This window comes from Synergistaceae bacterium DZ-S4, from assembly GCA_025943965.1.
Classification (GTDB): Bacteria; Synergistota; Synergistia; order Synergistales; family Synergistaceae; genus Caenicola; species Caenicola nitritireducens.
This window is the reverse complement of sequence record JAPCWD010000001.1, coordinates 155,883-182,385: the sequence shown is the minus strand read 5'-3', so window position 1 is coordinate 182,385 and position 26,503 is coordinate 155,883. Positions and strand designations below refer to the sequence as shown.

25 protein-coding genes are annotated in these 26,503 nt (G+C 51.5%); 17 read left to right on the top strand and 8 right to left on the bottom strand.

The features are described 5' to 3' along the window. Nucleotides 1-51 precede the first annotated feature (51 nt). The 3 genes from OLM33_00885 to OLM33_00875 all read left to right on the top strand — a co-directional run bounded on the left by OLM33_00885 (nucleotide 52) and on the right by OLM33_00875 (nucleotide 2,033). The gene (locus tag OLM33_00885) at nucleotides 52-390 is read left to right on the top strand and encodes a hypothetical protein (protein ID MCW1712229.1); all 339 of its coding nucleotides are present in this window, start codon (nucleotides 52-54) and stop codon (nucleotides 388-390) included. Then, nucleotides 387-632, top strand: coding sequence for a GIY-YIG nuclease family protein (locus tag OLM33_00880; protein ID MCW1712228.1), 246 nt, complete (start codon nucleotides 387-389; stop codon nucleotides 630-632). Before OLM33_00885 ends, OLM33_00880 begins: the two co-directional genes overlap by 4 nt. A 114-nt stretch (nucleotides 633-746) precedes the next feature. Then, on the top strand, nucleotides 747-2,033 hold the full coding sequence (locus OLM33_00875) for an adenylosuccinate synthase (GenBank protein ID MCW1712227.1): 1,287 nt from the start codon (nucleotides 747-749) through the stop codon (nucleotides 2,031-2,033). A 223-nt stretch (nucleotides 2,034-2,256) separates the two neighbouring features. Here OLM33_00875 and OLM33_00870 read toward each other — a convergent pair whose 3' ends face one another. From OLM33_00870 to OLM33_00855, 4 genes are read right to left on the bottom strand one after another with little or no spacing between them, the layout of a single operon-like run. Beyond that, nucleotides 2,257-2,595, bottom strand: coding sequence for a hypothetical protein (locus tag OLM33_00870; protein ID MCW1712226.1), 339 nt, complete (start codon nucleotides 2,593-2,595; stop codon nucleotides 2,257-2,259). Between the two features lie 14 nt (nucleotides 2,596-2,609). Next, nucleotides 2,610-4,112 (bottom strand): 23S rRNA (adenine(2503)-C(2))-methyltransferase RlmN, encoded by a 1,503-nt coding sequence (gene rlmN, locus OLM33_00865; protein MCW1712225.1) that lies wholly within the window; start codon nucleotides 4,110-4,112, stop codon nucleotides 2,610-2,612. Between the two features lie 20 nt (nucleotides 4,113-4,132). Continuing rightward, nucleotides 4,133-5,395, bottom strand: a complete 1,263-nt coding sequence (locus OLM33_00860; GenBank protein ID MCW1712224.1) for a serine hydroxymethyltransferase — start codon at nucleotides 5,393-5,395, stop codon at nucleotides 4,133-4,135. A 54-nt stretch (nucleotides 5,396-5,449) separates the two neighbouring features. After that, on the bottom strand, nucleotides 5,450-6,685 hold the full coding sequence (locus OLM33_00855; GenBank protein ID MCW1712223.1) for a Zn-dependent hydrolase: 1,236 nt from the start codon (nucleotides 6,683-6,685) through the stop codon (nucleotides 5,450-5,452). A gap of 115 nt (nucleotides 6,686-6,800) precedes the next feature. Between OLM33_00855 and OLM33_00850 the strand changes: the two genes are divergently transcribed. Beyond that, the gene (locus OLM33_00850; GenBank protein MCW1712222.1) at nucleotides 6,801-7,643 is read left to right on the top strand and encodes an amidohydrolase; all 843 of its coding nucleotides are present in this window, start codon (nucleotides 6,801-6,803) and stop codon (nucleotides 7,641-7,643) included. A 42-nt stretch (nucleotides 7,644-7,685) separates the two neighbouring features. On the opposite strand, the gene OLM33_00845 is transcribed toward OLM33_00850, so the two are convergent. Further along, on the bottom strand, nucleotides 7,686-9,818 hold the full coding sequence (locus tag OLM33_00845) for a glutamine synthetase III (protein ID MCW1712221.1): 2,133 nt from the start codon (nucleotides 9,816-9,818) through the stop codon (nucleotides 7,686-7,688). A 243-nt stretch (nucleotides 9,819-10,061) separates the two neighbouring features. Here OLM33_00845 and OLM33_00840 point away from each other — a divergent pair, with 243 nt between their 5' ends. From OLM33_00840 to OLM33_00830, 3 genes are all read left to right on the top strand, one after another. Then, nucleotides 10,062-10,589, top strand: a complete 528-nt coding sequence (locus OLM33_00840; protein ID MCW1712220.1) for an O-acetyl-ADP-ribose deacetylase — start codon at nucleotides 10,062-10,064, stop codon at nucleotides 10,587-10,589. Between the two features lie 71 nt (nucleotides 10,590-10,660). After that, nucleotides 10,661-12,601: an ABC-F family ATP-binding cassette domain-containing protein gene (locus tag OLM33_00835; GenBank protein MCW1712219.1), complete on the top strand. Its 1,941-nt coding sequence runs from the start codon at nucleotides 10,661-10,663 to the stop codon at nucleotides 12,599-12,601. A 27-nt stretch (nucleotides 12,602-12,628) separates the two neighbouring features. Then, nucleotides 12,629-13,081 (top strand): YhcH/YjgK/YiaL family protein, encoded by a 453-nt coding sequence (locus OLM33_00830; GenBank protein ID MCW1712218.1) that lies wholly within the window; start codon nucleotides 12,629-12,631, stop codon nucleotides 13,079-13,081. 118 nt (nucleotides 13,082-13,199) lie between these two features. On the opposite strand, the gene OLM33_00825 is transcribed toward OLM33_00830, so the two are convergent. After that, a complete protein-coding gene (locus OLM33_00825) occupies nucleotides 13,200-14,357 on the bottom strand; it encodes an alanine--glyoxylate aminotransferase family protein (protein ID MCW1712217.1) in 1,158 nt (385 codons plus the stop codon). A 173-nt stretch (nucleotides 14,358-14,530) separates the two neighbouring features. On the opposite strand from OLM33_00825, the gene OLM33_00820 reads away from it, so the two are divergent. Further along, on the top strand, nucleotides 14,531-15,412 hold the full coding sequence (locus OLM33_00820) for a DMT family transporter (protein ID MCW1712216.1): 882 nt from the start codon (nucleotides 14,531-14,533) through the stop codon (nucleotides 15,410-15,412). A 239-nt stretch (nucleotides 15,413-15,651) separates the two neighbouring features. After that, nucleotides 15,652-16,500: a lytic transglycosylase domain-containing protein gene (locus OLM33_00815; GenBank protein ID MCW1712215.1), complete on the top strand. Its 849-nt coding sequence runs from the start codon at nucleotides 15,652-15,654 to the stop codon at nucleotides 16,498-16,500. Nucleotides 16,501-16,589: 89 nt separating this feature from the next. Here OLM33_00815 and xth read toward each other — a convergent pair whose 3' ends face one another. Next, a complete protein-coding gene (gene xth, locus OLM33_00810; GenBank protein ID MCW1712214.1) occupies nucleotides 16,590-17,393 on the bottom strand; it encodes an exodeoxyribonuclease III in 804 nt (267 codons plus the stop codon). Between the two features lie 455 nt (nucleotides 17,394-17,848). On the opposite strand from xth, the gene OLM33_00805 reads away from it, so the two are divergent. Next, nucleotides 17,849-18,568, top strand: a complete 720-nt coding sequence (locus OLM33_00805; GenBank protein MCW1712213.1) for a serine O-acetyltransferase — start codon at nucleotides 17,849-17,851, stop codon at nucleotides 18,566-18,568. Nucleotides 18,569-18,587: 19 nt separating this feature from the next. On the opposite strand, the gene OLM33_00800 is transcribed toward OLM33_00805, so the two are convergent. Beyond that, nucleotides 18,588-19,502, bottom strand: coding sequence for a DMT family transporter (locus OLM33_00800; protein MCW1712212.1), 915 nt, complete (start codon nucleotides 19,500-19,502; stop codon nucleotides 18,588-18,590). 198 nt (nucleotides 19,503-19,700) lie between these two features. Between OLM33_00800 and OLM33_00795 the strand changes: the two genes are divergently transcribed. The 7 genes from OLM33_00795 (at nucleotide 19,701) to OLM33_00765 (ending at nucleotide 26,462) form a co-directional block, all read left to right on the top strand. Next, the gene (locus OLM33_00795; GenBank protein MCW1712211.1) at nucleotides 19,701-21,233 is read left to right on the top strand and encodes an ABC transporter ATP-binding protein; all 1,533 of its coding nucleotides are present in this window, start codon (nucleotides 19,701-19,703) and stop codon (nucleotides 21,231-21,233) included. A gap of 242 nt (nucleotides 21,234-21,475) precedes the next feature. Further along, nucleotides 21,476-22,813, top strand: coding sequence for an electron transport complex subunit RsxC (gene rsxC, locus OLM33_00790; GenBank protein MCW1712210.1), 1,338 nt, complete (start codon nucleotides 21,476-21,478; stop codon nucleotides 22,811-22,813). Then, entirely contained in the window at nucleotides 22,813-23,742 is a 930-nt protein-coding gene (locus OLM33_00785) for an RnfABCDGE type electron transport complex subunit D (protein ID MCW1712209.1), read from the top strand. The genes rsxC and OLM33_00785 overlap by 1 nt, the downstream gene beginning before the upstream one ends. Then, complete coding sequence (locus OLM33_00780; protein ID MCW1712208.1) at nucleotides 23,735-24,301, top strand: RnfABCDGE type electron transport complex subunit G; 567 nt, start codon at nucleotides 23,735-23,737, stop codon at nucleotides 24,299-24,301. Before OLM33_00785 ends, OLM33_00780 begins: the two co-directional genes overlap by 8 nt. A gap of 2 nt (nucleotides 24,302-24,303) precedes the next feature. Then, nucleotides 24,304-25,038 carry an electron transport complex subunit E gene (locus OLM33_00775; GenBank protein MCW1712207.1) on the top strand — a complete coding sequence of 245 codons (735 nt, stop codon included), beginning with the start codon at nucleotides 24,304-24,306 and terminating at the stop codon, nucleotides 25,036-25,038. After that, entirely contained in the window at nucleotides 25,038-25,616 is a 579-nt protein-coding gene (rsxA, locus tag OLM33_00770; GenBank protein MCW1712206.1) for an electron transport complex subunit RsxA, read from the top strand. Before OLM33_00775 ends, rsxA begins: the two co-directional genes overlap by 1 nt. Nucleotides 25,617-25,628: 12 nt before the next feature. After that, on the top strand, nucleotides 25,629-26,462 hold the full coding sequence (locus OLM33_00765) for an RnfABCDGE type electron transport complex subunit B (protein ID MCW1712205.1): 834 nt from the start codon (nucleotides 25,629-25,631) through the stop codon (nucleotides 26,460-26,462). Nucleotides 26,463-26,503: the final 41 nt, after the last annotated feature.

The following is a 26,503-nucleotide window of genomic DNA, read 5'->3' as shown; positions in this document are numbered from 1 at the left end:
CCTCTTTGTTTTTCTGAAAAGACTGCCGGGACCCATAAGAGGAGAGAGAACTTGAAAAAGAATAAGATCATCGCCCTGTTAATGATATCGCTCATCTGCCTGGCCTCCATACTGCCCTCCTTTGCCTTCGCGGCGGAAGACGAGGACAATGGCCTTGAGACTTTTCTGTCGGTACTCAAAGCATGGGGGACATTCCTCGCAAGGATAACGGGCTCCTATGACTCTTTGGAAAACATCTCTGTCTTCTCGAACATCACACGAATGTGGCACGATCTTGTAACTTCAGATGGATTCAGTCCGGAGAGGCTGTTTGAAGCCTTGTTGAAATGGCTGGGCATTTCGATCATGATGGAGCAAAGGGAAGGGCCTCAGGAGAGCTATTCAATATGACGGCCTGGGTCTACATCCTAAGGTGCTCGGACGGCACCCTCTACACCGGATGGACTAATGACATCGGGAAGCGGCTCGCTGCCCACAACAAAGGGACAGCATCCAAGTACACCAGAGGCAGGAGGCCCGTTGAGCTTGTATGGAAAGAGGGCTTCGGGACCAGGGAAGAGGCAATGTCAAGGGAGGTATCTATTAAGTCCCTGACAAAGGCACAAAAGATGATGATACTTAAAAATGGATAACAAATAAGATTCTTATTGATAAACGTACGCTATATAGGGTACAATATATTGTAACTAAAATTTAATGTAAGGGTATTCTGAGGGGATCCGAATATCCGTGAAGAGGGGTAATGTATGAAGGGCCGTACAGATGTGATAGTCGGTGTTCAGTGGGGAGACGAGGGCAAGGGGCGCGTTGTTGACGCTCTTGCGGGAAGATCAGGCGTGGTCGTCCGCTATCAGGGCGGCGCGAACGCGGGACATACAGTCGTCGTCGGAGACGAAAAGTTTGTCTTCCACTTACTCCCTTCAGGGATCCTCTATCCCGGCAAGCTCTGTGTCATCGGAAACGGGGTGGTGATAGACCCTGAAACCCTTTTCAAAGAGCTCGACGACCTTAAAAAGAGGGGCAAGCCACTCGCCAGGCTGGTCATAAGCCACGGCGCACATGTTGTTATGCCCTACCATAAACTGCTTGACAGGCTGGCCGAGGGCGCAAGGTCCGAAGGCAGCAGGATAGGGACGACCGGACGGGGGATCGGTCCGTGCTATTCCGATAAGTTCGGGAGGGTCGGGATAAGGGCGGAAGACCTCGTAAACCCGGGGATACTCAAAGAGAAACTGATGATGAACATAGAGCAGAAAAATGAGATACTGACCAAGATCTACGGAGCAGGACCTCTGGAGTCCGATACGGTATACCAGGCTGCGCTTGAATGGGGCAGAAGGATGGAGCCGATGCTCGGCGATGCCTTCCTCGAGATCCATAACGCGCTTGAAACAGGGATCAATGTCCTTTTCGAAGGGGCACAGGGAACTCTTCTTGATGTGGACCACGGTACATATCCATTTGTAACGAGCTCCAGCCCCTGTTCAGGGGGAGCCTGCACGGGAGCCGGAATCGGTCCCGGAAGGATAGACCGGGTAATAGGGGTCACTAAGGCCTACTGTACCAGGGTCGGGGAAGGACCCTTCCCAACCGAGGACAAGGGATCGCTCGGAGAGCTGCTCAGGACGAAGGGCGGAGAGTTCGGAGCAACAACCGGGCGACCGAGACGCTGCGGATGGAATGATCTTGTTGCCGTTGATTATGCGGTAAAGGTAAACGGGATAGACGGACTTGCACTGACAAAGCTCGACGTCCTCTCAGGATTTGAAAAAATTTCTGTATGCACTGCCTACGAGATCGACGGAAAGGTAAGAAAGATCTTCCCCAGCAGCTGTGCCGAGCTGGCAAAAGCCAAGCCCGTCTTTGAAGAACTTCCGGGGTGGAAAGAGGACATCGGAGGCTGCAGGAGATTCGAGGATCTTCCTTTAGCAGCTCAGGACTACATCAGGTTCATAGAGGAGAGGGTATCCGCTCCCGTGATACTTATCGGTGTCGGTCAGGGAAGGGAAGATACGATCCTCAGAGGCATCTGATAAAACGAAGTACCCGAGTATGGGATATCGCCCCAAAAATTCCATGGTCGGCCCGGAGAAGTCGAAAAGCACGGATCAAATGGGCATATTATGTAAGAGAGGGGAGACAGTATTTTGCCTCCCCTCTCTTACCTTAAGTCAGACCATTTGCAGACAAGCGGCAAGGTGATCAAAGCGATCAGCGACAAGGAACCGATGTTCGCCCACTTCGCGGAGGGAGCCTTTACTTATCCTCTTTTCTCAGCGCGGTGGCAGGAAGCTCGATTATCTCGCCTTCCTCTTCCTCGTCTATATCAGTTGGTTCATTTTCTGAGAATACCGGATCGTCACGAATATCATCATCTGTCGTGTCAATAACTTCGAAGCCCTTCTTCCTGTAAGCCTCTCCGGCAAATGGGTCGCGCGACCCGGACGTATAGACCCTGACCCCGCCACCGCGCAGCAGTCCTGCGATTATAAGGGCAAAGAGGATTATTCCGGCCACACCCGCGATGAGGATCACGGCAGGGAAGGCAAACCCGAATATCAGTGTCCCGATAAGCAAAAATACAAGGAGTTTCATATGGCCTCTCCTCCTCAGGACCTCTTCTGCCTTTTATCCTTCGAGGCAGTTTTCGGCACTCTTTTTCTCTTTTCGGGAACCGGTTTTACCTTTCCGTCAGACCTTGAAGCCGCCGTTCTTTTAGTCGATCTTTTTGCTCCTTCGATTCTCTTTTCTCCCAAACTTCCGGTACCGCCGTCCATAGTATCACTTGCAGCAGCCCTGTATACGGGCCTCTCTTCTTTCATTTTTCCGCTTCTGTACCTATCCTTGGCAGGAGCATCCGCTTTTCTTCTTTTGTCTGCGGCAGGTTTTCCGGTCCGGCGCTCCTCCACAAAGCCGCCGGAAGTTTTTGTTCCGGCCCTTTCCTTTTTTTGCGGGACTTCGCCGGAGGTCCTCCCTGATCGGGCAGGTGCTGTGGCTTTCCGGGGAGCTGCTGCATCCCTTTTCGGAGGATGTTGTGCTTTCTTTTTGCCTTCATCCCTCACAGGTGCTTTTGGCGCAGGATCAAGGAGGCAGGGTTCTCCGGCCTTGGTCTTTCTTCTCAGCTGTCCGCATGCGGCATCTATGTCGGTTCCGAGTTCTTCTCTTATTTCAGCTTCAAAACCCGCCGTTTCAAGCACCGAACGGAACTTCAGCATGTTTTCTGCGGAGGGTCTCTGGTAGCGTCCATCGACACTGTTGTAGGGGATGAGGTTGATGAAAACATGGATGCCCTTCAGATACCGGATCAGCAGCCTGGCATGTTCAACACTGTCGTTTATTCCCCCGAACAGGGCATATTCGATAGTTATCCTGTTTCCGGTGATCCTTTGGTAGTCCTGCATGGCCTTCCTCAGTTCATCAAGCGGGAAGGTCTCGTTGACAGGCATCAGAGTGCTTCTCAGTTCATCATCAGCAGCGTGGAGCGATACGGCAAGGCGCACTCCCAGGCCCGAAGCAGCAAGCTCAAGTATGCCCGGTACTACTCCGGAAGTAGATATTGCAATGTGCCTTATCCCAAGATTTCTCATTCCCGGGTCATTGAGCATCCGCACTGATTTCAGGACCGCCTCGGTGTTCAGGAATGGTTCTCCCATACCCATGTATACCACATTGCCAATGTCCCGTTCTGCTGCCTTCTCCATGGCCAGAAACTGGCCCGCGATCTCGCCTGCAGAGAGGTTCCTTACATAACCGGAAAGTCCCGTCGCACAGAATGTACACCCGAGAGGACATCCCACCTGGGTCGAGATGCAGGCGGTAAGTCTCTCGCCCTGTTTCATGAGTACGGATTCGACGCTCTGTCCGTCGCTGAGCTGCCAAAGGTATTTTCTGGTCCCGTCTGTCTGCGAGCGCTGCTCCTTTATCAGAAGAGGGCCTCCGAATTCTATCTTTTCTGCAAGATCGTCCCTGAGGGATTTTGAAAGGTTGGTCATATCCGCAGCATCGAATACCCGCTTCTGCCAGATCCACTGACAGATCTGATCCGCACGGAATTTAGGCTGGCCGAACTCTTTCTCAAGGAGCTGCGACCATTCGCCCTTATCGAGATCCAAAGCATAAATTTTGTCTGCCATTAATTTGCCCAGGGCTCCGCAAGGTCGGGGTAGAGGGGGAATTCTTCGGTAAGTGCGGCCATGCGTCCCCTTACTTCTTTCTTGATCTCTTCGCTCTCCGGAGCAGAAAGGACCCTTTCTATGGCATCAGCGATCGCTTCCATTTCAGTCTCTTTCATGCCCCTTGTCGTCACGGCTGCCGTTCCGAGCCTTACCCCGCTGGTCACCATCGGCTTGGCGGGATCGAAGGGGATCATGTTCTTGTTGGATGTTATACCCACCTCTCCGAGAAGGACTTCCGCCTCTTTGCCTGTGACGTTCCTTGAACGTACGTCGAGCAGGATGAGATGGTTGTCCGTACCTCCCGAAACAAGGCGGAAACCTCTCTCGGTAAGTGCTTTTGCGAGGGCCGAAGCGTTACTTACGACCTGTGCAGCATATTTTTTGAATTCATCAGTGCCGGCAAGCATGAAAGTAACTGCCTTTCCTGCTATCGCATGGACCAGCGGGCCTCCCTGTATTCCCGGGAAGACTGTCCTGTCAAGGGTCTGGGCATACTCTTTTTTGCAGAGGACGAAGGCTCCCCTTGTGCCTCTGAGCGTTTTGTGAGATGTTGAACTAACGTAATCGGAATAGGGTGTAGGGTTCGGGTGTACACCGCCTGCTATAAGGCCCGCTATGTGGGCCATGTCCACAAGCAGTACCGCGCCGACCTCATCTGCGATTGCCCTGAAGCGGGCAAAATCTATGAATCGGGGATAGGCGCTTGCACCTGCGACTATCAGCTTAGGCCTGGTTTCCTTCGCAAGCCTCTCGACCTCGTCATAGTCTATCGTCTCGGTCTCCCTGCTGACCCCGTAGCCAACTATGTTATAGAAACGGCCCGAGAAGTTTACCGGGTGTCCGTGGGAAAGGTGTCCGCCGTGGTCAAGCTTCATCGAAAGGACGGTATCTCCGGGATCGACTGTCGCGAAGAAGACTGCCTGGTTGGCGCTCGCACCGGCATGGGGCTGGACATTTGCATGGTCGGAACCGAAGAGTTCACATGCCCTTTGGACCGCAATCTCCTCTATCTGTTCAACGAATTCACAGCCTCCGTAGTACTTTTTGTAGGGGTATCCTTCTGCGTATTTATTCGTGAGGATGGAGCCCTGTATTTCGAGCAGGGAACGGGGGACGAAATTCTCCGATGCGATCAGCTCTATATGGACCCTCTGTCTTTCAAGCTCGCTCTTCGCAAGTCCGTATATCTGCGGATCCAGGCTTTTAAGTGTCTCTGTCATTATTTTATTCATCAATTGCACTCCTTTTCTCTTATTCTTTATCCCATCCCTGCATTATACCAGTTCAAGGACAGAATGAAGGAGAACATTGCAGCCGTTCTCCAGGTCTTTGGCTTCGGTCCATTCTTCGGGACAGTGGCTCCGTCCCCCCCTCGAGGGCACGAATATCATTACGGTGGGACAGAATGGGGATAAGAATTGTGCGTCATGCGATGCCCCGCTTACCATCCTCTTTGATACAAGTCCAAGCTTAGCGGCCGTTCTCTCTGCAAGCCGTATCATCTCGCAGTCGAAAACCACGGGAGGGGCTTCTGCTGCCTTTCTGAAGTTGTATTTCAGCCCCCGTTTTTCCGCACAGGCTGCTATAAGTTTTTCGACTTCCCTCTTGCCTTCCTCGAAGAGCCCGCGTTCAAACTGTCTGAAATCAAGGGTAAAGGAACATTTTCCGGGGACGATGTTGATGATGTCAGGCTTCGGGGAAATTTTCCCCATCGTTGCAACGCTCCCATTTCCGATGCGCAGGGCAAGTTTTTCCGCTTCGGTCGCCAGCTCCGCGACTCCAAGGAGTGCATCCTTCCTCATATCCATAGGAGTCGAACCGGCATGGTTGGATTCCCCGCAATACTCTCCCGTCCACCAGGCAAGTCCCTGTATGCCCTCGACCACTCCGATAGGCAGGTCCTCAGCATGCAGCCTCGGCCCCTGTTCGATGTGCAGTTCGATGTAGTGACCTGCGCGAACGGTTTCGCTGCCTTTGTAGCCTATGCGGTCGAGCTCATCCCCAACTGTCAGGCCGCTTTCGTCCTTTGCTGATAAAAGTTCCTCAAGACCAACTGTACCAGTATAGTAGAGGCTTCCCATCATATCGGGCTGGAAACGCGCCCCCTCCTCATTCGTAAAGGCCGCTAAAGCCAGGGGCCTTCTTGTTCCGATCTTATTCTCATTCAGTGTCCTTATCACTTCCAAGCCTCCGAGGACTCCATAGACACCGTCGAACATCCCGGCATCCCTTACAGTGTCTATGTGGGAACCCACCATCAGAGGAAGTTTCGAAGAGTCGGTCCCCTCCCTGACTCCGAAAATGTTGCCTATCGGATCGATCTTTACATCAAGACCTTCCTCGTGCATCCGCCTGCACAGAAGATCACGGCCTTTCTTGTCCGCATCGGTCAGGGCGAGCCTTGTACGTCCGCCGGTTTCGGGATCGAAGCCCACAGCTCCCATCTCCCTTATAGAACTGATAAGCCTTTCTCCGTTGATCCTCAGATCCGGCATACCTTTATCATTCATTTTTCATCCTCCCTGAACTTCATTTATGTATAATTATGACTGACAGGTACAAAATTGCAAATATCCATATGCTTATATTTGAGGAGGGCTTAGCCTGGATATCATTGACGCTCATGTGCACATTTACCCGCCGGAAATTGAAAGGGACCGGGATAAGATCTCTGATAGGGAACCTTGGTTCAAAGGCATGGCAAATTCAAAAGTGCACAGATGGGGTACTGCGGAATCACTCATAAGCCACATGGACCGGCATGGGATCAGGTCATCCTTTGTAACGGGCTTCGCTTTCCGAGATCAGGGCCTCTGCAGGATAATGAACGACTATGTGTTCGATGCGGCGTCAAGATACAGCGGCAGGATCATACCTCTCACGGTCGTCTCTCCCTGTGCAAAAGGCGCTTCCGAGGAGATACTGCGATGTGCGGAACTTGGGGCGGCAGGAGTCGGGGAACTCTTCCCTGACGGGCAGGAACTGGACATATCTGATGCGGGGCAGACGTGGAAGATGGTCGGGGCCTGTATGGAAGCAAAGATGTTCATAATGTTCCACACGGCGGAACAGGTCGGGCATCAGTATATAGGAAAGGGGCGGACCGGAGCGTCGGAGGCCGCAGCTTTCTGCATGAACCATCCTCAGGTAAGGGTCGTCTTTGCCCATTTCGGCGGGGGGCTGTGGGCTTACGAATCTATGCCGGAGATGAAGCTTGCCCTCTCGAACGCCTATTATGACACCGCGGCATGGCCCTGGCTTTACGATCACCGGGTCATCGAAGGGATATTCGCTTCGGGTGCAGGGGATAAGATAATTTTCGGCACAGACTGGCCGATACTTGAATATCCGAGGTATGAGACGACCCTTGCCCGGACATCCCTTACAGAAGAGCAAAGATCTTTGCTGCTCAGCAAAAACGCGCAGGACCTTCTCTCAAAAACAAAGAGAAGAGCGGGGGACCTGTAGATCAGTCCCCCGCGATATTTTTACGTAAGTTTTACGATCCGCCTAGGCAGAGAGGGAGAGCAGGGAGCGGTAGTTCGGATATGCCATGTTCTCCGCGGACATGTAGACTTCGACCGAGTCGGCGATCCTTCTTATCTCTGCCATAAGCGGTACCGCCTCATCGACCAGGGCATCAGCGTGTTTTCTCAGGTTCAGCTTCGACATTCTCTCCTTCATCTCCACGAGCTCTTTTGTCTTTTCCATCAGGTCTATCTTTGCTTTAGCGAGCCTGGCTATGTGCCTTTTCCATTCATCGGTTCCCTCCAGCCCGCAGTCGCCGACGGAGGAGAGCGATCCGCTCTCAAGGATCATCTGTTTTGATATCGCAGGCAGTATGCCTTCCCAGATCATGTCACGGAGGACGGACATTTCGATCTCAATATTCTTGACGAAGGACTCCATCCTTATTACATAGAAGGACTCCATTTCTTTTTTCCTGAAAATGCCCAGTTCCTCAAGCATCGTTAGGGTCTCAGGTTCCATGAAAAGGTCGATGCCTTCCGGGATGGTCCTGGCTTTCACTATCCCCCTGCGCTTTGCCTCCGCATGCCATTCGGCTGAGTATGCATCCCCTTCGAACCGGATCTTCCTGTTCATAACGGATACCTCTCGGATGGTACAGAGTGCCGCTTCTATGGCATCTTCGCCCTTGTTGATGCGCTCCTCAAATATATTGATGAATTTTTCCAGACCCGCGGCCCATACTGAGAGTACCGCAGTCACCGGAACTGCCATTGCCTGCGAGGCGCCGGGCGCGCGGAACTCAAACTTGTTTCCTGTGAAGGCGACCGGGCTGGTCCTGTTCCTGTCGCTGTCAAAAGCGATTATCTCCGGGAGTTTTGAGAGTCCTATGTCGACAGTGTTTTTTGCCGGCATGTCGCCGCCGCAGCTGCCCTCTTCTATCTCCCTTATTATTCTGTCTATCGCCTCTCCCAGATATACGCTGATGATGCTCGGCGGAGCCTCATGGCCCCCGAGCCTGTACATATTGCCCGGCGTCGATACAGAAGCATGGAGCAGGCCTGAGTATTCTGCCACGCCAAGAACGAAGGAAGAGAGGAAAGAGAGGAATATAACGTTCTTCCTCTGGTTTGAAGAAGGCTTGAGCAGGTTCCTCCCCTCACTGTCCTGAAGTGAGAAGTTTATGTGCTTGCCGCTCCCGTTCATATCCATGAAGGGCTTTTCATGGAAGAGGAGACGAAGTTCATGCTGACGGGCCATCTTCCTCATCGTCTCCATGATAAGCTGGTTCTGGTCACAGGAGAGGTTCGCCTCGGTAAAATTGGGGGCGAATTCAAACTGGCACCTTGCCACCTCGTTGTGTCTGGTCGCTAGGTCTACCCCAAGCCTCGCAAGGTCTCTCTGTACATCTTCCATGTAGGCGAGGACCCTTGTCGGGATCGAGCCGAAGTAATGGTCCTCCATCTTCTGGTCCCTTGGGGGAGGCGATCCCAGAAGGGTCCTGCCGCAGAAGCGTATGTCGGTCCTCTTCTGCGCACGGGGTCTGTCAAGCAGGAAAAATTCCTGTTCTCCTCCCACTGTTGCCCTCACATACCTGACGCCCCTGTTGCCGAATAACTTGAGCATCTTGAGTGCACGGCTTTCGACCGCTTCCATCGAACGAAGGAGGTAGGTCTTGAGGTCGAGCGGTGTTCCGTCGTATGCCAGGAAGACCGAGGGTATGCAGAGGGTGCCTCCCTTGGGGCTTTTGATTATGAATGCAGGGCTCGTGGGATCCCATGCGCTGTAACCCCTGGCTTCAAACGTGCTCCTGGTCCCGCCGGAGGGGAAGGACGACGCGTCAGGCTCGCTCTGCATCAGGTCTTCGCCCCTGAATGACTCAAGCGGGAAACCATTCTCATCTGCCGTCACGAAAGCAGTGTGTTTTTCGGCGGTCAGTTCAGTCAGCGGATGGAACCAGTGCGCCCAGTGGCTTGCTCCCTTGCTCACTGCCCAGTCCTTCATTGCGAGGGCCACAGTATCTGCTATGCCCGAATCGAGCTTCTGGCGGCCTTCGATGGCACCGACCAGGTTTTCGTATACATCCCTGGGAAGGCGCTGCTTCATGGCCTTCTGATCGAAGACAAGCGATCCGTAGATCTCTCTCATTTTGGGAAATTCTTTAGCCTCCTGCATCCGACACACCTCCAAAATATTGAATATATAAAAAATCACTGCCGTTTTATATCACTTTTTAAACAACACTACAAGCGTATTTTTGTGCTTAAATTTAATTGGTAGGCTGCAAAAATAAAAAATTCGTCATCTTATGCAAATTTTTACATATCAGGTGTTGCCTAAAACAAGAAAAGGAGACGAAACTCAGGCTGATTTTTTTGATACCTATATAATATGCAGGTAAGAAAGGGGGAGGATCAAATGAAAGAGATGATCTCAAGGATAACTGTCGTCAAAGGTGACATTACGAAGGAAGAGACGGATGCTATAGTCAACGCGGCCAACAGTTCCCTGCTTGGAGGGGGAGGAGTCGACGGAGCCATACACAGGGCAGCGGGCCCTGATCTTCTGACTGAGTGCGCGGGACTTGGCGGCTGTCCGCCCGGAGAGGCGAAGACAACCAAAGGATACAGACTGCCGGCCAAATTCGTCATCCATACCGTAGGTCCTATATGGCGGGGCGGAAACTCCGGCGAGGAGAAAACGCTTGAAAATGCCTACAGGAACAGCCTGAAGGAGGCAGTCAGCATCGGGGCGAAAAGTGTCGCATTCCCCGCCATCTCAACAGGCATCTACCGCTTTCCCCCGGACCTTGCCGCCGATATCGCTGTCAGGACTATAATCTCGTTCCTGAAGGAGGAAGATTCGATAGATGAAGTCAGACTGGTCTGCTTTTCAGACAAATCAGCAGAGTACCACAAAGAGGCTCTCGATAAACATTTATCCTGATAATTTCTTCAGGGATCGATTATTACTATATAATATCCGGTGTTCGCTTATCATCCGGGAGGTAGCAGAAACTGATAGAGATAAAAGAACTGCAGGTAAATTTCAAAGATAATAAAGTCCTGGACAGGATCAGCTGGTTCATAACCCCAAAGAGCAGGGTCGGACTTGTAGGAGACAACGGAGCGGGAAAGACGACGCTGCTCCGGGTCATTGCAGGTAAGGCAGAACATGACGGTGGAAGCATCACCATACCCAGGGACCATAAGATCGGCTACCTGCCGCAGGACCTGGTCGAGATAGACGAAATGCCTCTCCTTGACTACCTCAAAAGGCGAGCAGGACTTGAGGATCTTGCCGCAAGGCTCTCCGAAACAGAGCATATTATGGCCTCCCTTGATGAAAATTCGCAGGAACTGCGGTCTATGCTTGCCGTTCATGAACGTCTGCAGAGAGAGTTCGAGGCAAATGGAGGCTTCGGCTTTGATGTTGAGGCAAAACAAGTCCTGAAGGGGCTGGGATTCCGCCCCGAAGAGGATGCCGGGCGCATGACCTCAGAGTTTTCCGGAGGCTGGAAGATGCGTGTGGCTCTTGCCGCTCTGCTTCTCTCCCGGCCTGATATCCTACTGCTCGACGAGCCCACCAACCACCTTGACACAGAGAGCATGGAGTGGCTGGAAAACTGGCTGAAAGATTTCAGGGGCACGATCATCGCTGTCTCCCACGACCGCAGGTTTCTGGATAAGATGGTCACCTCCGTCGCTGAACTTGCCGGGGGAAGGATCAACCTTTATTCCTGCGGCTACGATAAGTTCCTTAAGGAGCGCGAAGAACGCCGGGAGAGGCTTGAAGCAGAATGGGAACAGCAGAAGGAAAAGATCGAAAACATACAGCGTTTTGTTGAGAGGTTCAGGTATAAGGCGACCAAAGCCACCCAGGTCCAGAGCAGGATAAGGCAGCTCGAAAAGATGGAGATAACAGAACTGGAGGGACCCTCAAAAAGCGTCCAATTCAAGTTTCCGGATTCTCCAAGAAGCGGCTACGAGGTCATGTCATGCAAAAACCTTACTAAAAAATACGGCAGGAAGACTGTTTTTGAGGATCTTGAGCTGACTGTCCACAGAGGAGAAAGATTGGCCCTGGTGGGCATAAACGGAGCAGGGAAATCCACCCTGCTCCGGCTTCTGAACCTTTCTGAAGGGCCTACAACCGGGACAGTCACTTACGGACTGAACGTAAAAAAGGCGTATTTTTCGCAGGAAAGCGCACAGAACCTTGATTACACCAACACCATTTGGCAGGAGATCAATAATACCGGCTCAAAGATGCTGGAGGGTGCAAAGCGCAATCTTCTGGGAGCATTCCTTTTTTCAGGGGAAGATATACACAAGCCCATATCCGTCCTTTCGGGAGGAGAAAAATCCAGGGTCGGACTACTGAAGATGCTCCTTTCGGAATCGAACCTCCTGATCCTTGACGAGCCTACCAACCACCTTGACTATGCCACAAAAGAACTGTTCCAGAGAGCGCTCCTTGAGTACGGCGGAACGATAATCATCGTCTCCCACGACCGCGCATTCCTTGATGACCTCGTGGAAAGAGTTATAGAGATCCGGGACGGCACTCTGTACGACTATCCGGGGAACTACTCCTGGTTTATCGAAAAAAGATCTATGCAGTCAGCCCCGGAGAGTGTCAGCAGAGAAAATGAAAAGACCGATCAATCTCAGGCGGATAGGTCAAAAGAACAAAAAAGGATCGAAGCAGAGGAACGTAACAGGATATACCGTGAGAGGAAAGCTCTGGAAGACAGACTTTCGCCAATTGAGAAAATGATAGAAAAAGATGAGACGCGCAAAGAGGAGATATCCGTGCTTTTGTGCGATCCGGAAGTACTTGGTGATTCGAACAAAATCCAGGAACTGATGATAGAGCTGAAAGATACCGAGAAGCGCCTTGAGGAAAACTATCCCCTCTGGGAGGAACTGGCGGCAAAAATCGAATCAATAAAATAGCTGATACAAGTCAGGAGGCTGCTCCAAATGATTTATGACAGTATAGACAATTTCCTCAGTTATGCCCCGAAAATAATGCCGGGTTCAGAAATACTCCTACCCTTTCTTGAGGCTGTCAGATCCAGGTCGTTCGAGAATATTAAGAATATGGATCCAGGTGTTCTGGACCTTCGGTTGGGTGAGTACGAGACCCGAAACGCAGAGGAAGTCCCCTTTGAATCACACAGAAAATTCTGGGATCTGCAGATAGTAATGGAGGGCGAAGAGCTGGTGGGGTATTCCACGCTTGAAGCTCTCAGGGAGACATCCGAATACGATCCCGTATGTGATATTACCTTCTACTCCGGCAAAGGCCAGATGCTCAGTCTGGGGAAAGGCATGATGATGCTTCTCTCTCCCTTTGACGGACACCAGCCAGGCGTTATATCAGGCAATGGTCCCTCCCGGATACGCAAGATCGTTGTTAAGCTTCCCTGGTAAATAAGTAACGGGAACCCTGTTCCGGCTCCCGTTACTTTCTTTTTAATTTATGTTGCTCGTTTAAAAACCTCTCATCAGGTTGATAGGCAGACGGATCTCAGAGCAAGTATTGCCCCGGCTATTTTCCTGCCAGGCCCCGCTGCATTACTGCCAGCGCAGCACCCGGTTCTGCCTCGAGCCCGCATGAAATGGCCGCTCTCTCTATTGCCGCCACTCCCGATATGAGCATGTGTTTGTCAAGATTGCCCATATGCCCCATCCTGAAGCCCTTTCCAGCGTAATCGCCCAGGCACGCCGCGACGAGAGCTCCCTCTGCGGCACAGGCGGCGCGGAAGCCGGCATCGTCAACGGGCATTTTTTCGGGATAGAGGAAGATCGAAAGGGTCGGAGAGCGGTACCCCTCCTTTGCAAGGGTCCTGAAGCCCAGAGCTGACATCGCTTCCGCTATCAGGCAGGCATGCTCCCTGTGGCGGCGGTATCTCTCATCAAGCCCCTCTTCCAGCATTATCCTTACAGATTCTTTGAGCGCGGAGATGTTGTTGACAGCAGGGGTCCCCCAGTACTTCTTTGTATCTGTCATTACCGGGATCCAGCGTGCGTAGTCGACATAAGACTCACGTATCGACCCCATCTCCTCGCGTTTTTTCAGTGCCCTTTTTCCGGTCCAGACGACAGACATCCCCGGGACACAGCAAAGAGCTTTCTGGGAACAGGTGAAATAGACATCTATCCCCCAGGCCATATCCACCTCGACACCTCCCCCTGCAGCGACTCCATCGACGACAAAGAGTACTTCGGGGTGCTTCTCTTTCATCATGCAGGCCATCTCTTTAAGGGGAAGCTCAACACCCGTGGATGTCTCCACATGGGTGACCACCGCAACAGTATAGCCCCCTTCCGAGAGTTTCCTGTCCACTTCCTCCGGAGTAACAGACATGCCCCATTCTGCTTCAATGGTTGATATATCAAGACCCCTGTTTTTGCATATGGAGATGTAACGATCTCCGAAATGTCCGTTTGAACAGACCAGCACTTTGTCCTTCTCATTTGCGATATTTGCGATCGCCATCTCCATGCCCATTGTTCCCGAGCCGGCAACCAGGAAGGCTATTCCTTCACAGTTAGTTATTGATCTCAGCTCTGCCAGAAGCTCCTGGAACTCTGCCACAAAATCCGGGTCAGTGTGTGCCTTGACCTCGCTTCCAAGCTTGCTCAGCACGCTTGCGGAAACAGGCACGGGACCCGGGATCATTACCAGTTTTTTTGTCGGAATCATTGTTTTGACCTCCTGTCGAAATTTCTTGATCCTCTCTGGTTTTCAGAAAATATCAAGGATATTATATGATATCCATGCGATCATTGCATAATGACGGACACTCAATGATAAATATGGCTTTCTTTCTGCTAAAATACTCCTGCCTTTAGAAAGAGGAAAGGACGTATGAGAAAATGAGAACCAACAGTGAAGAGCTAAAGGGAGGCCTCCTTGTCGTTGCCGCGGGAATGTGCTGGGGAATGACGGGGACTGTCCAGGCCCTCGCACCTGAAAAGGCGACTTCTCTTACGATCGGCTCCGCAAGGGTATTCGGAGCCGGGCTGCTGTTGCTGATATGGATCCTCTTCCGCCGCAGAAAGATACTCAGCGAAAAAAAGTGGGACCGGGCCGGGCTACTTCTTGCGGCATTCGGATTGACAGCATATCAGTTTGCCTTCTTTTCCGCGGTAAGGCTTACCGGGGTCGCGATCGGAACGATGGTGGCCATCGGATCGGCTCCTGTGCTTGCAGGAATACTGGGCAGGGTTTTTTTCAAAGAATGCCTCTCCCCCAGATGGTTCATATCCACACTGCTGGCGATAACCGGATGTTTTCTTCTTGTCGCGGCGGGAAACAGCGATTTCAGCTCCGTTAGCATCCCGGGCGCCCTGCTCGCTTTCGGAGCCGCCCTCTCCTACGCGCTCGAGGGAGCTGGACTCAGGCTGATCGGAACAAAGGATCCCGTCGAAACTGTCTCCCTCATCTCGATATTAAGCGCGCTGATGGCGCTGCCCTGGCTGATAACTGGAGACATATCATGGATATTCAGCCTTCGCGGGATGATATGCATATTCTTCCTCTCAGTCCTTACAACGATACTTCCCTTCTCCCTTTTCGCAAAAGGCATAGGAAAAATTACCCTCGGTAAGGCTTACACTCTCTCCCTTTCGGAACCTATGACCGCGTGGGTCCTCTCCACCTTCCTTCTGGGAGAGAAACTCTCCCTTCTCGGATCTGCCGGGGTCTTCATCCTTTTCAGCGGGATAATCGCTCTTGCCTGTGACAGAAATAAATAAAACGGTCTTCTTTTTTTAATTTTCTAACCCTTTAATTCTGTATATTCGATAAATTATACGTGTGTCAATATCTAATTTATTTAATTTCTTTTGATATGTTAGAAAATCGCTTGACTTCTCTGACCTCTCGGTTATTATATTCGGTGCGCAAAGAGTCCCTGTTTGGGTGAATATTCAGAAATTTTTTACCCTTACAGTCCCCGAAACGCAAGGAGGTCATCATGCGAAAGATATGGAAAATGCGGAAGATTTTTGTTCCGCAGGCCGCAGCGCTGCTAGCAGTCCTCACTATAGTAGCACTTTCTCCCAATAGGGGGGCATGCAGCGTGCAGGCAAACAAAACACTAAGCAACACCTCTGCTGAAGGAACGATCATCACCACGACCTATGAAACAAAGGATGATGAGGGAAAGCTCGTAGTAAAAACTACATCTTCGGTAAAAAAGAAAGAGACCGCTAATCCCCGTGCCGCCTCAGGCAAAGATCCCCAAACCGAGATATCCCATGGAGGACTGGACGTGTCCGTCGTAAGCGCCCTGGACAGGATGGGCCTTACCCGGGAACATATCGACAAATGGGTCGGCAGCCATCCGAACTCAACTTTGAAAGAACTGGCAAAAATGAGTGCCGGCAGACAGCGCAAGGTGGCAAACATAGCCACCTTCATAAGGTCGATCAACAAAAAGATCTCTCCCATGATAGCATGGAGGGAGGCGTCGGCCCTCGTTTACTACAGTTCGAAATACAACGTCCCGACAGACCTGTCGGTAGGCATAGCGAAAACGGAGAGCCTTTTCAACCCGAGTGCTGTGAGCAGCAGGGGAGCCATGGGAGTAATGCAGGTAATGTGGAAAGTACACCACGGAATGCTTAGCGCGAGAGGAATAGCTACTACCAGGGACCATATGTTTGACCCGGAACGCGGAGTGGAGGCCGGAGTCCTTCTGCTCTCCCGCTACATCAACGCATACGGGACGGTCCAGAAGGCACTCAACAGGTACTACGGGGGGATCTCCGTATCTTACCTGAAAAAGGTCAACAACAATATGGCTATGCTCCAGCGCCACTCTGAAAAAACGGGGTTCTGATCCTGACAACATTCAACTTTTATGCGCAGGTCAGAGGCCGTACCCGTCAAGGTACGGCCTCTGACCTGTTTTAGAACAGTTTACTTCGTTCAGATCTCGAAGGAACCCACGACCGCAGTGTGATCTGAGGGCCGCTCCATAGCCCTCAGCGATCTTTCGACCCGGACCTTCCTGCTTGCCCCGGCCATAAACTCCGTTCCGATTATGTGGTCTATCCTCCAGCCTATATTCCGTGAAAGTGAATCCTTTATCCTGTAATCCCAGAAAGAGTATTCTCCATCCCCCGGGAGATGTTTCCTGAAGATGTCGACGAAGCCCCATGACATAACATCCGCAAATGCCTTTTTGACATCGCTGTGGAAACAGACGTGGTTCGTCTTGTTTTTAGGGTTTGCCACATCAAGATCTGTCGGCGCCACGTTCAGGTCGCCGAGCCACAAAAGCCTGTCCTTCGGGGTGAACTTCCTTTCAAAAAGGCCCCTCACCCTCCGGAAAAATTTGAGCTTATAGGCGTAGTCCGGGTTGTCGATCTCTTTTCCCTGGGGGATGTATGTGTTCAGGATATTCAGTTCCCCATACCTTGCAAGTATAACCCTGGACAGCTCCGATTCCTCCCTTTCAGGCTCCGCCAAGCCGTCACCAAGGCCGAATGCCGCCTCATCGGGTTCGATCCTCGAGATCACCGCGACGCCGTTGTACGATTTCATACCCCTGAAAAGGCAATGGTAACCAAGATCTTCAAAAAATTCTTTTGGAAACTCCTCGTCACGGCATTTGGTTTCCTGAAGACAGAGGATATCCGGAGCCTCTTCCGAGGCGAGGAAGCTTTCAAGTACGGGGATCCTGCTTTTTACGGAATTCACGTTGAAAGTACCTATTCTGACCAGAGACATTCCATTACCTCCCTGCAAATTCTTATCAGATAATAATGTATAAAGTATACATGCAATTTACAGAGTAGATACCGGGCTGCCGGGACCCGGATCTGTTATTTTTACCCTTTCTTCGAGCCCCGGGCGGAAACTGCCCGAAATGAGCCGTCTCACACCGTTTCCCTAAGGAACACTACAAGAGTCAAACGACCGAAAGATTCCATAAATATTGCTTTTATAACCTATCCCTGCTAGAATATCTGCCATGATGAAAATTACGTCTTCCCACTTTACCTCTGTATGCTGCTGTTGTATGGAAGGTCCCGGAGATTGATCCGCGACGCCTCGATCCGGCTGTTGCGGTCATAGGCTAAACAGCAGGCAGAATAATTTATCAGAAAACAAAAGACCTGCTTCGGCAGGTCTTTCTTATTAGATAAAACATCGGACAAACCGATTTGAAAAGGGTGATTTGGATGTCAGCTTGGGAATATATAAAAAGTGATTTTGAAGCAGCCATGCGCAACGACCCTGCGATACCGAAGGGAATAAGGGGAGTTCTTGAAGTCGTGCTCTGTACTCCGGGATTTCTGGCGATAACATTCCACAGGGCATTCCACTTCATGCATTCGACTCTTCACATACCGGTGCTGCCACGTTTCCTCTCACTGATCGTGAGGTGGTGGACAGGGATCGAGATCCACCCGGGGGCAAAGATCGGCAAGGGCTTCTTTATCGACCACGGAGCAGGGGTAGTCATAGGAGAGACAGCCGAGGTCGGGGACAACGTGACCCTCTACCAGGGAGTGACACTTGGCGGGACCGGAAACGAGAAGGGTGCAAAGAGGCATCCAACCCTCGAATCAAACGTCTTCGTGGGAAGCGGCGCAAAAATTTTAGGACCAATAACGGTCGGGGCAAACTCCAGGATCGGGGCAAACAGCGCAGTACTCAAAGATGTCCCCAAAAACGCAACTGTTACCGGGATGAGAGCAAGGATCATCAAGATCGACGGCAAAAGGGTGAGCGAATGCTCGGCCTGCATGAACCCCGAAGAGCTGTGGGCCAAACTTCTGAGGGTGGAAGAAGAGATGGCTCTGCTGAAGAAGGAGATCAGGCACCTGAAAGGAGAAAAGGAAAACCATGTCTCCCCCTCGCATGTGGAGGTCGAGATCCTGCACAAAGGTAAGGAATGAACGGTCAATAAGGTTTAGCTCAGATGTTCTCGGCCGGCTCAAGATGCTCCGGATCCTTCCCGGGGTCCGGGACTCTTTTTTGTGAAAGGTAGACACCGAGAAGTATGAGCAGACCGCCGCCGGCGGCCAGCAGGGTGATCTTCTCATTCAGTATCACCGCGGCCGATGCCATGGACATCGGAGGCAGCAGATAGATAAGATTATTGGCCCTCACTGCGCCAAGTGCCCATATGACCTTGTTCCAGAACAGAAAACAAAGGGCGGACGCGAAAAGTCCCAGGAAGAAAAGGTGTCCCATTACTTCTCCCCTCATAAGGACCTCCGGTTCCCAATCGAACAGCGGGGTAAAGAGCAGCGGGATAAGTGTGACGAGCGAGTAAAAAAAAGTCTTCCTCGTTATCACTGCCGCTGAGTAAGAAGAATAATTGAAATCCCTTATAATTATCGAGTAGAAGGCAAATGAAAGCGCTGCGATCATCGCCAGGAGATCTCCGACGGGATTAAGTTCAAGCAAAAAATGACCATTGAAGACTATCAAAAATACTCCCGCAAGTCCGAAGACACAGCCATATATAAAATTAGCCGTTATCTTTTCATTCTTTGTCATAAAGTGGGCGACCAACCCTGTCAACATAGGAGCTGTCGAGACAAGAAGCGAGACGTTCGATGCCGTACTGTACAAAAGGGCGAAATTCTCACACAGGAAGTAGAGTGTGACGCCCAGAAAACCCGCGAGGGCAAACTTGGCCTCATCACGGAAACTCCGAGGCCACAAGACCTTGGGGCTTGCCGCAAAAAAGAGAAGATAGGCGATGACATACCTGTAAAAGAGTATCTCCGTGGGAGACAAATACTCGAGAAGTATTTTTGTCGAAACGAAAGTAACGCTCCATATAAATACCACGGAGAGAGCCAAAGCATAACTCAGCATCATATTTTTTCGCATGTTCCTACATTTCCTTTTTTAATTATATGGCTGTTAAAGCCAGATATTGCTTCTTATGATCGATCGGCCGGACCGTCCGGGATATTGTATACCGTTTTTTATCCGGCGTCTTGATATTTTGCATTTTTATTCTCAAATTGCTAGAATCAGCAGGTTATGTGACGCATTCAAAACGGGGGCAGAGAGATGGAAGATAAAAAATACCCGCTCGTAAGGATGAATAATATCGATAAGATCTTCTACGGCTCATACGCAAACAGAGATGTTGACTTTGAGCTCTTAAGCGGAGAGGTCCACAGCATCCTCGGGGAAAACGGAGCAGGAAAGACAACTCTGATGAACTGCCTCGCGGGCATCTATCTGCCTGACGCAGGGACCATTGAGATCGAGGGCCGGCCGGTGATGCTTACTAACCCGCGTCTGGCGATAGAGAACGGCATAGGTATGGTCCACCAGCATTTTATGCTTGTACCGGTCTTCACTGTATGGGAAAACATGGTCCTCGGCCTCAAAGACGAACCCCTGAACCTGAACAAGAGCGGGATCATAGAAAAGATCCGCGGACTCTCCGATAAATACGGACTTAAAGTAGATCCGGAATCTAAGATATGGCAGCTTTCCATAGGCGAGCAGCAGCGGGTCGAAATACTGAAGATGCTTTACAGGGGAACAAAGGTCCTGATACTGGACGAACCCACCTCGGTCCTTACGCCCCAGGAGACGAGAGAACTTTTCCGTACCGTCAGAAACATGGTCAGCAACGGCCATGGGATCGTCCTCATCTCGCATAAAATCGAAGAGATAATGGAGGTATCGGACAGGCTCACGATCCTCAGAAAAGGGGTAAAGGTAGCTACAGTTCCCGCAAAGGGCATCTCGAAAGAGGAGATCGCAGAAATGATGGTAGGTCATCAGCTTGAAGGGATCGTCATCCCTGAGGACAGGCCCGAGCCCGGTGATACCATCCTCGAGTGCAGGGGGGTCTGCGTGAAAAATGACCGAAACATCCAGGCCCTGACGGACCTGACTCTTTCACTCAGAGCGGGCGAAGTCCTCGGAGTTGCCGGCGTTGACGGCAACGGTCAGGAAGAACTCTGCGAGGTGCTTGCGGGGCTCAGGATCCCCGAAAACGGTGTGATAGTCATAGGAGGTAAAGATATCACAGGATCCTGCGCAAGGGACTTCATAAATTCAGGTGTAAGCTACATCCCTGCCGACAGAAAGGGAGTGGGGCTCATTCCCAACATGAACCTCGAAGAGAACATGCCCCTCAAACATTACTGGGAGCCTCCCATTGAGACTAAGAAGTATTTTATGGACTGGAAGTACATTTCCAAATTTGCATCAGAAAGGGTCAAAAAATATGACGTGCTGGCCCCGTCAATGCGCGCGCCCGTAAGGATCCTGTCGGGCGGAAATCTCCAGAAACTTATGCTTTCCAGGGAGATCTCGGACGAGACAAAGGTGATAATTGCGATGCAGCCGACCTGGGGACTTGATGTAGGGGCGGCTGAGTTCGTGCATCAGAGACTGATGGAGGCAAGGGATAAAGGGGTCGCAATACTGCTCATCTCCAAGGACCTTCAGGAACTCATGTCGATATCCGACAGGCTGGCCGTCATATACAGCGGTTCGATAGTCGGGATGATAGACGATCCGCGCAGTACCGACGCGGAGACCCTCGGGCTGATGATGGCAGGCGTGAAGCCGGGATCATAAAGGATCAAAAGGCATCCCCCATATAGGTGGAAAATTTCCGACTGAGGCCCGGAAATGAAGCCGTATGAAAAATTAAACGAATATTCTGTTTTTGCGTCACTGCTATTTTGAACCGGGTATTTTTCAGCTGAGCCTTTTATTTTTTCATTTAAATGATAGAATCTAACCTGGCGCCGTGTCATGGCGCTATTAATGTTTTGTATTCAAGTTTTTGCCTTATGTACATAGAGGAGGAAAGCCATATGAAACTTCCGTCATTCTGGGGAGGGATACATCCGCCTCAGAAAAAAGATGCGACATCAGACAAGAAGATCGAACAATACCTGCCCAAAGGCGAGCTAGTATTTCCGATGGCCCAGAATCTGGGCGCCCCGTGCCAGCCGGTGGTGAAAAAGGGCGACCGCGTGCTCATGGGACAGAAACTGGGGGACAGCGAGGCCTTTGTTTCGGCTCCCATACTCTCTAGCGTATCCGGAACAGTCAAAGATATCGGACTTAGGATGACATCCGCGGGGATATATGAGAACTGCGTCATCATCGAAAATGACAACAACTACGAAAAAGACCCCTCATGGGCTCCGATCGAAAATTATCCCGAAGCTGACCCAAGGGAGTACCTTAAGCGGATAAGAGAGGCCGGGATAGTAGGTTTCGGAGGAGCGACATTCCCTACCGTAGTCAAGCTTTCCCCGCCGCCTGACAGAGTGATCAAGTGGCTGATAGTCAACGGTGTGGAATGTGAACCCTACATAAACTGCGACAACCGCCTGATGCTTGAAGAACCCGAAAAGATCGCGGAGGGGCTGAACCTCTTGCTGAGGCTCTTCCCGGAAGCGGAGGGCGTGATAGGGATCGAGAACAACAAACCCGATGCGATAAAGACAATGGAGTCTGAGATCTCAAAGCAGGGCAGCAATAAGATCTCTGTCGTCCCCCTTGAGGTAAAGTACCCCCAGGGAGCGGAAAAGATGCTGATCGAGGCCGTCACTAAACAGGAATATGTTATGACAGCCCTTCCCGCAGATGTGGGATGCATCATCCTGAACGTACGGACCATACATCAGATAAGGGAGGCCATAGCAGCGGGAGAACCTGCCCTGACAAGAATAATCACCGTCACGGGCGAAGCCGTGGCAGAACCCAAAAATCTCCTGGTCCCCCTTGGCACTTCGATGCGCGAAATGATTGAATTCTGCGGCGGATTTAAGGAACAGCCTGTCAAGGTGATTTCAGGCGGCCCCATGATGGGAGTCTCCCTCCGTTCGATCGACATCCCTGTAGTCAAAAGCACATCAGGGATCCTTGCCCTTACAGCCTCGGTGGCACATCTCGCCGCTGAATCGGCGTGCATCAGGTGCGGACGCTGCATAGAAGGATGCCCGATGGGACTGATGCCCAGCGTACTGAATCCGCTGGTCCTTATGAGGGACTACAAAGCTTTTGAGGAGACCGGAGGCATGAACTGCATCGAATGCGGATCATGCTCCTATGTCTGTCCGGCAAACAGGCATCTTACCCAGTCCTTCAGGGACGGAAAATCAACTGTCATGGCAATGCGCAGAAAGGCGGCGGTCAAATAATGGAAAGGCTGCTTGCAGTATCAAGCTCACCTCATATACATGCCCCGCAGGACACAAGGACAATAATGGCATGGGTTCTTGCCGCTCTTGCTCCGGCAGGGCTGGCGGGGATATATTTCTTCGGATTCAGGGCCGCGGCCGTCATGGCGGTCTGCGTAGCAAGCTGCAAGATATCCGAGTATGTCTGGCAGAAGCTGGCAAAGCAGGCCATGACCGTCGGAGACCTCTCCGCTGCTGTGACGGGACTGCTCCTTGCATACAACCTTCCGCCCTCCATCCCTTTCTGGATGGCGGCGGCAGGAAGCGTATTCGCGATAATCGTTGTCAAGCAGTTTTTCGGAGGCATCGGATGCAACATCGTCAACCCTGCTCTTGCCGGAAGGGCCTTCATGATATCAAGCTGGCCCGTACCTATGACATTCTGGACTCTTGACGGCGTCTCCGGCGCTACTCCCCTTGCCATGATCAAAGAGGGTTCTATGGAGAACCTCCCGGGGATGTATGATCTGTTTATCGGACATGTAGGAGGCTGCATAGGCGAAACTTCAGCGGCAGCCCTTCTTGTCGGTTTCGCCATACTGCTCTATAAGGGCATAATCGGCTGGTATATCCCTGCAGTCTATATCGGAACAGTAGCCGCCCTGACCGCTGTTATGGGAAGACCTGCAGGACCTCTCTACGAGGTGATGGCCGGAGGGCTTTTCCTCGGCGCGATCTTTATGGCAACGGACTACACTACCTCACCGATGACAAAAAGGGGACAGGTGATATTTGCATTCGGGTGCGGGCTCCTTACCTCTCTGATCAGGGTCTTCGGAGGCTACCCCGAGGGAGTCTCTTATTCGATACTTATCATGAACCTTACAGTACCTCTGATAGACAAATTTACAAAGCCCCGCATATTCGGGGAGGTGAAGAAACATGGCTAAGATACTGAAACTCGGCGCTGTGCTCTTTGTAATAACAGCCATAACAGGCCTTGTCCTGGGCGGAGTATACACAATGACACTGGAGCCTATAAAAACCGCAAAGGAAAAGGAGAAAATGGAGGCACTGGCCCAGACGCTCCCGGAAGCCTCTGACTTTGAGGCAGTTGAATGCCCGCAGGGCCAGAGTGTGATCAAGGAAGTAAACAGGGGCTCGGCAAACGGTGAAACTGTCGGATACAACATAACCGTAACTCCAAAAGGATACGGGGGGCTGATAGAGATGGTTGTCGGGATCAGTGACGAAGGCAGGCTGACCGACATCAAGATCCTTAGCCATACGGAAACTCCCGGATTGGGTGCAAAGGCGGCTGATCCTGCATTTTCAGGTCAGTTCCACGAAAAAATCGTTGAAAAAATAGTAGTGACAACTACGCCTCCGGCTGCAGACAATGAGATCCAGGCCATTTCCGGCGCGACGATAACATCGGAGGCTGTCGCTTCGGGCGTGAATGCAGCCCTTGGATACTGGGCAAAAAATCTGAAAGGGGAGGTGAATTAGCCATGATGAGTCCTCTCAGGCTGCTTAAAAACGGAATACTTACAGAGAACCCGACCTTCGTGCTCGTACTTGGTCTCTGCCCTACGCTTGCCGTGACTTCGAGCGCTTCGAACGGTTTCGGCATGGGGCTGGCTGCAACAGCTGTGCTGATGGGTTCGAACGTGATGATATCCATGATAAGAAAGTTCATCCCTGACGAGATACGCATTCCGGCTTTTATCGTAGTCATTGCCGGATTTGTAACAATAATCCAGCTTCTGATATCGGCATATGCGCCTGCTCTCGACAAGTCCCTTGGGATATTCATACCGCTGATAGTAGTCAACTGCATAATACTTGCGCGGGCTGAGGCCTTCGCCTTCAAAAACGGCGTGATCGGATCCCTTTTCGACGGGATAGGGATGGGGCTCGGATTCACCTTCGCCCTGACATTCATTGGCAGCATAAGAGAACTTCTGGGAAACGGCACTGTATTCAATTTCAGTCTGATCCCTTCGTTTTATCAGCCTGCGCTTTTGGTCATACTCGCTCCCGGCGGATTCATTACACTGGGCATCCTGATAGCACTTTTCAGGAACTTGCAGCTCCGGAAAGAGGAGGCGTCTGCCGGTTTCAAACCGGATTTCGACGGCTGGAAAAAGCTGGATGCATGTGAGGGCTGTGCGCTGAAAAAATACTGCGGGGGCGGCGGCCTGAGCGTTCCCTGTGCTAAAGAAGAAAAGGAGGGTGACTCATAATGTCCCTGTTGGCGCTCTTCTTCGGAGCCATCTTTGTAAACAACATCCTTCTTGCCAGATTCCTTGGCTGTTGCCCCTTCCTCGGGGTCTCAAGCAAACTGGATACGGCAAAGGGGATGGGAATTGCTGTCATTTTCGTCACAGTGCTGGCTGCGACAATGACATGGCTTGCCTACACATTCATCCTTGTGCCGCTGAACCTGCAGTACCTCTACACTCTCTCGTTCATCCTGATCATCGCAGCATTGGTCCAGTTTGTTGAGATAGTGCTCAAAAAAGTACAGCCCGGGCTATATAAGTCACTCGGCATATTCCTGCCCCTGATAACTACCAACTGCGCAGTCCTCGGAGTAGCGGTCATCAACATGAACGAAAAATATACCTTCCTTGAATCCGTCGTCCATGCCTTGGGGGCTTCTGCCGGATTTCTGCTGGCGATAGTTCTTATGGCCGGAATAAGGGAAAGAATAGAGATAAGCCAGAACATGCCCAGGTGCCTGAGGGGGCTTCCAATCGCGCTTGTGACTGCGGGACTGATGTCGATAGCCTTCATGGGCTTCAGCGGGCTTATCAAATAGGGGGAAAATGATATGACTGGAATGATATATCCGGCAATAATAATGGGAGGCCTGGGACTTATATTCGGAGCCCTTCTTGCTTTCGCCTCAAAAAAATTCCATGTTGAAACAGACCCCCGCCAGGCTGATATCCGCACGATACTCCCCGGAGCGAACTGCGGCGGATGCGGTTATCCCGGCTGCGACGGATTTGCTGAGGCACTGGCAAACGGCACAGGAAAGATCACAGGCTGCGCTGCGGGAGGTTCCGCACTTGCAGAGAGCATTGCGGCGATACTCGGAGTCGAGGCCGTGACTGAGGAACCTAAGATAGCCTTCCTGAAGTGCGGGGGATCTAATGACAAAACAGTGAAGAACTGCGTCTATTACGGAGAGTATGACTGCAGGGCAGCATCCGTCATACCCGGCAAAGGACCTTCATCGTGCGCCTATGGGTGTATGGGACTTGGGACATGTGTCAGCGTATGCGCGTTTAACGCGATGACGATCAAAAACGGCCTTGCCGTGGTCGATCCCGAAAAATGCGTCGGATGCGGAGCATGTGTGGAGAACTGTCCCAGAAATGTCCTGGTCCTGGCACCCAGAAAATCAAAGGTAAACGTATCGTGCAACTCCCCGCTTAAGGGGCCCGACGTCAAGAAAGTCTGCTCTGTTGGATGCATAGGATGCACACTGTGCGTCAAGAGCTGTCCCGTCCAGGCAATAGAGATGAAGGGCGCCCTAGCGGAGATCGATCCCGCCAAGTGCATCAACTGCGGCGTCTGCGCTACAAAATGTCCCACGAAAATTATCACCGACAGAAGGACTGCCCAGGAGAGAGCCTCAGCAGAAACAGCCTCTGTCTAGAAATTTCAGAAAGAAATATTGAGAGGGCCCGGCCAATTTCG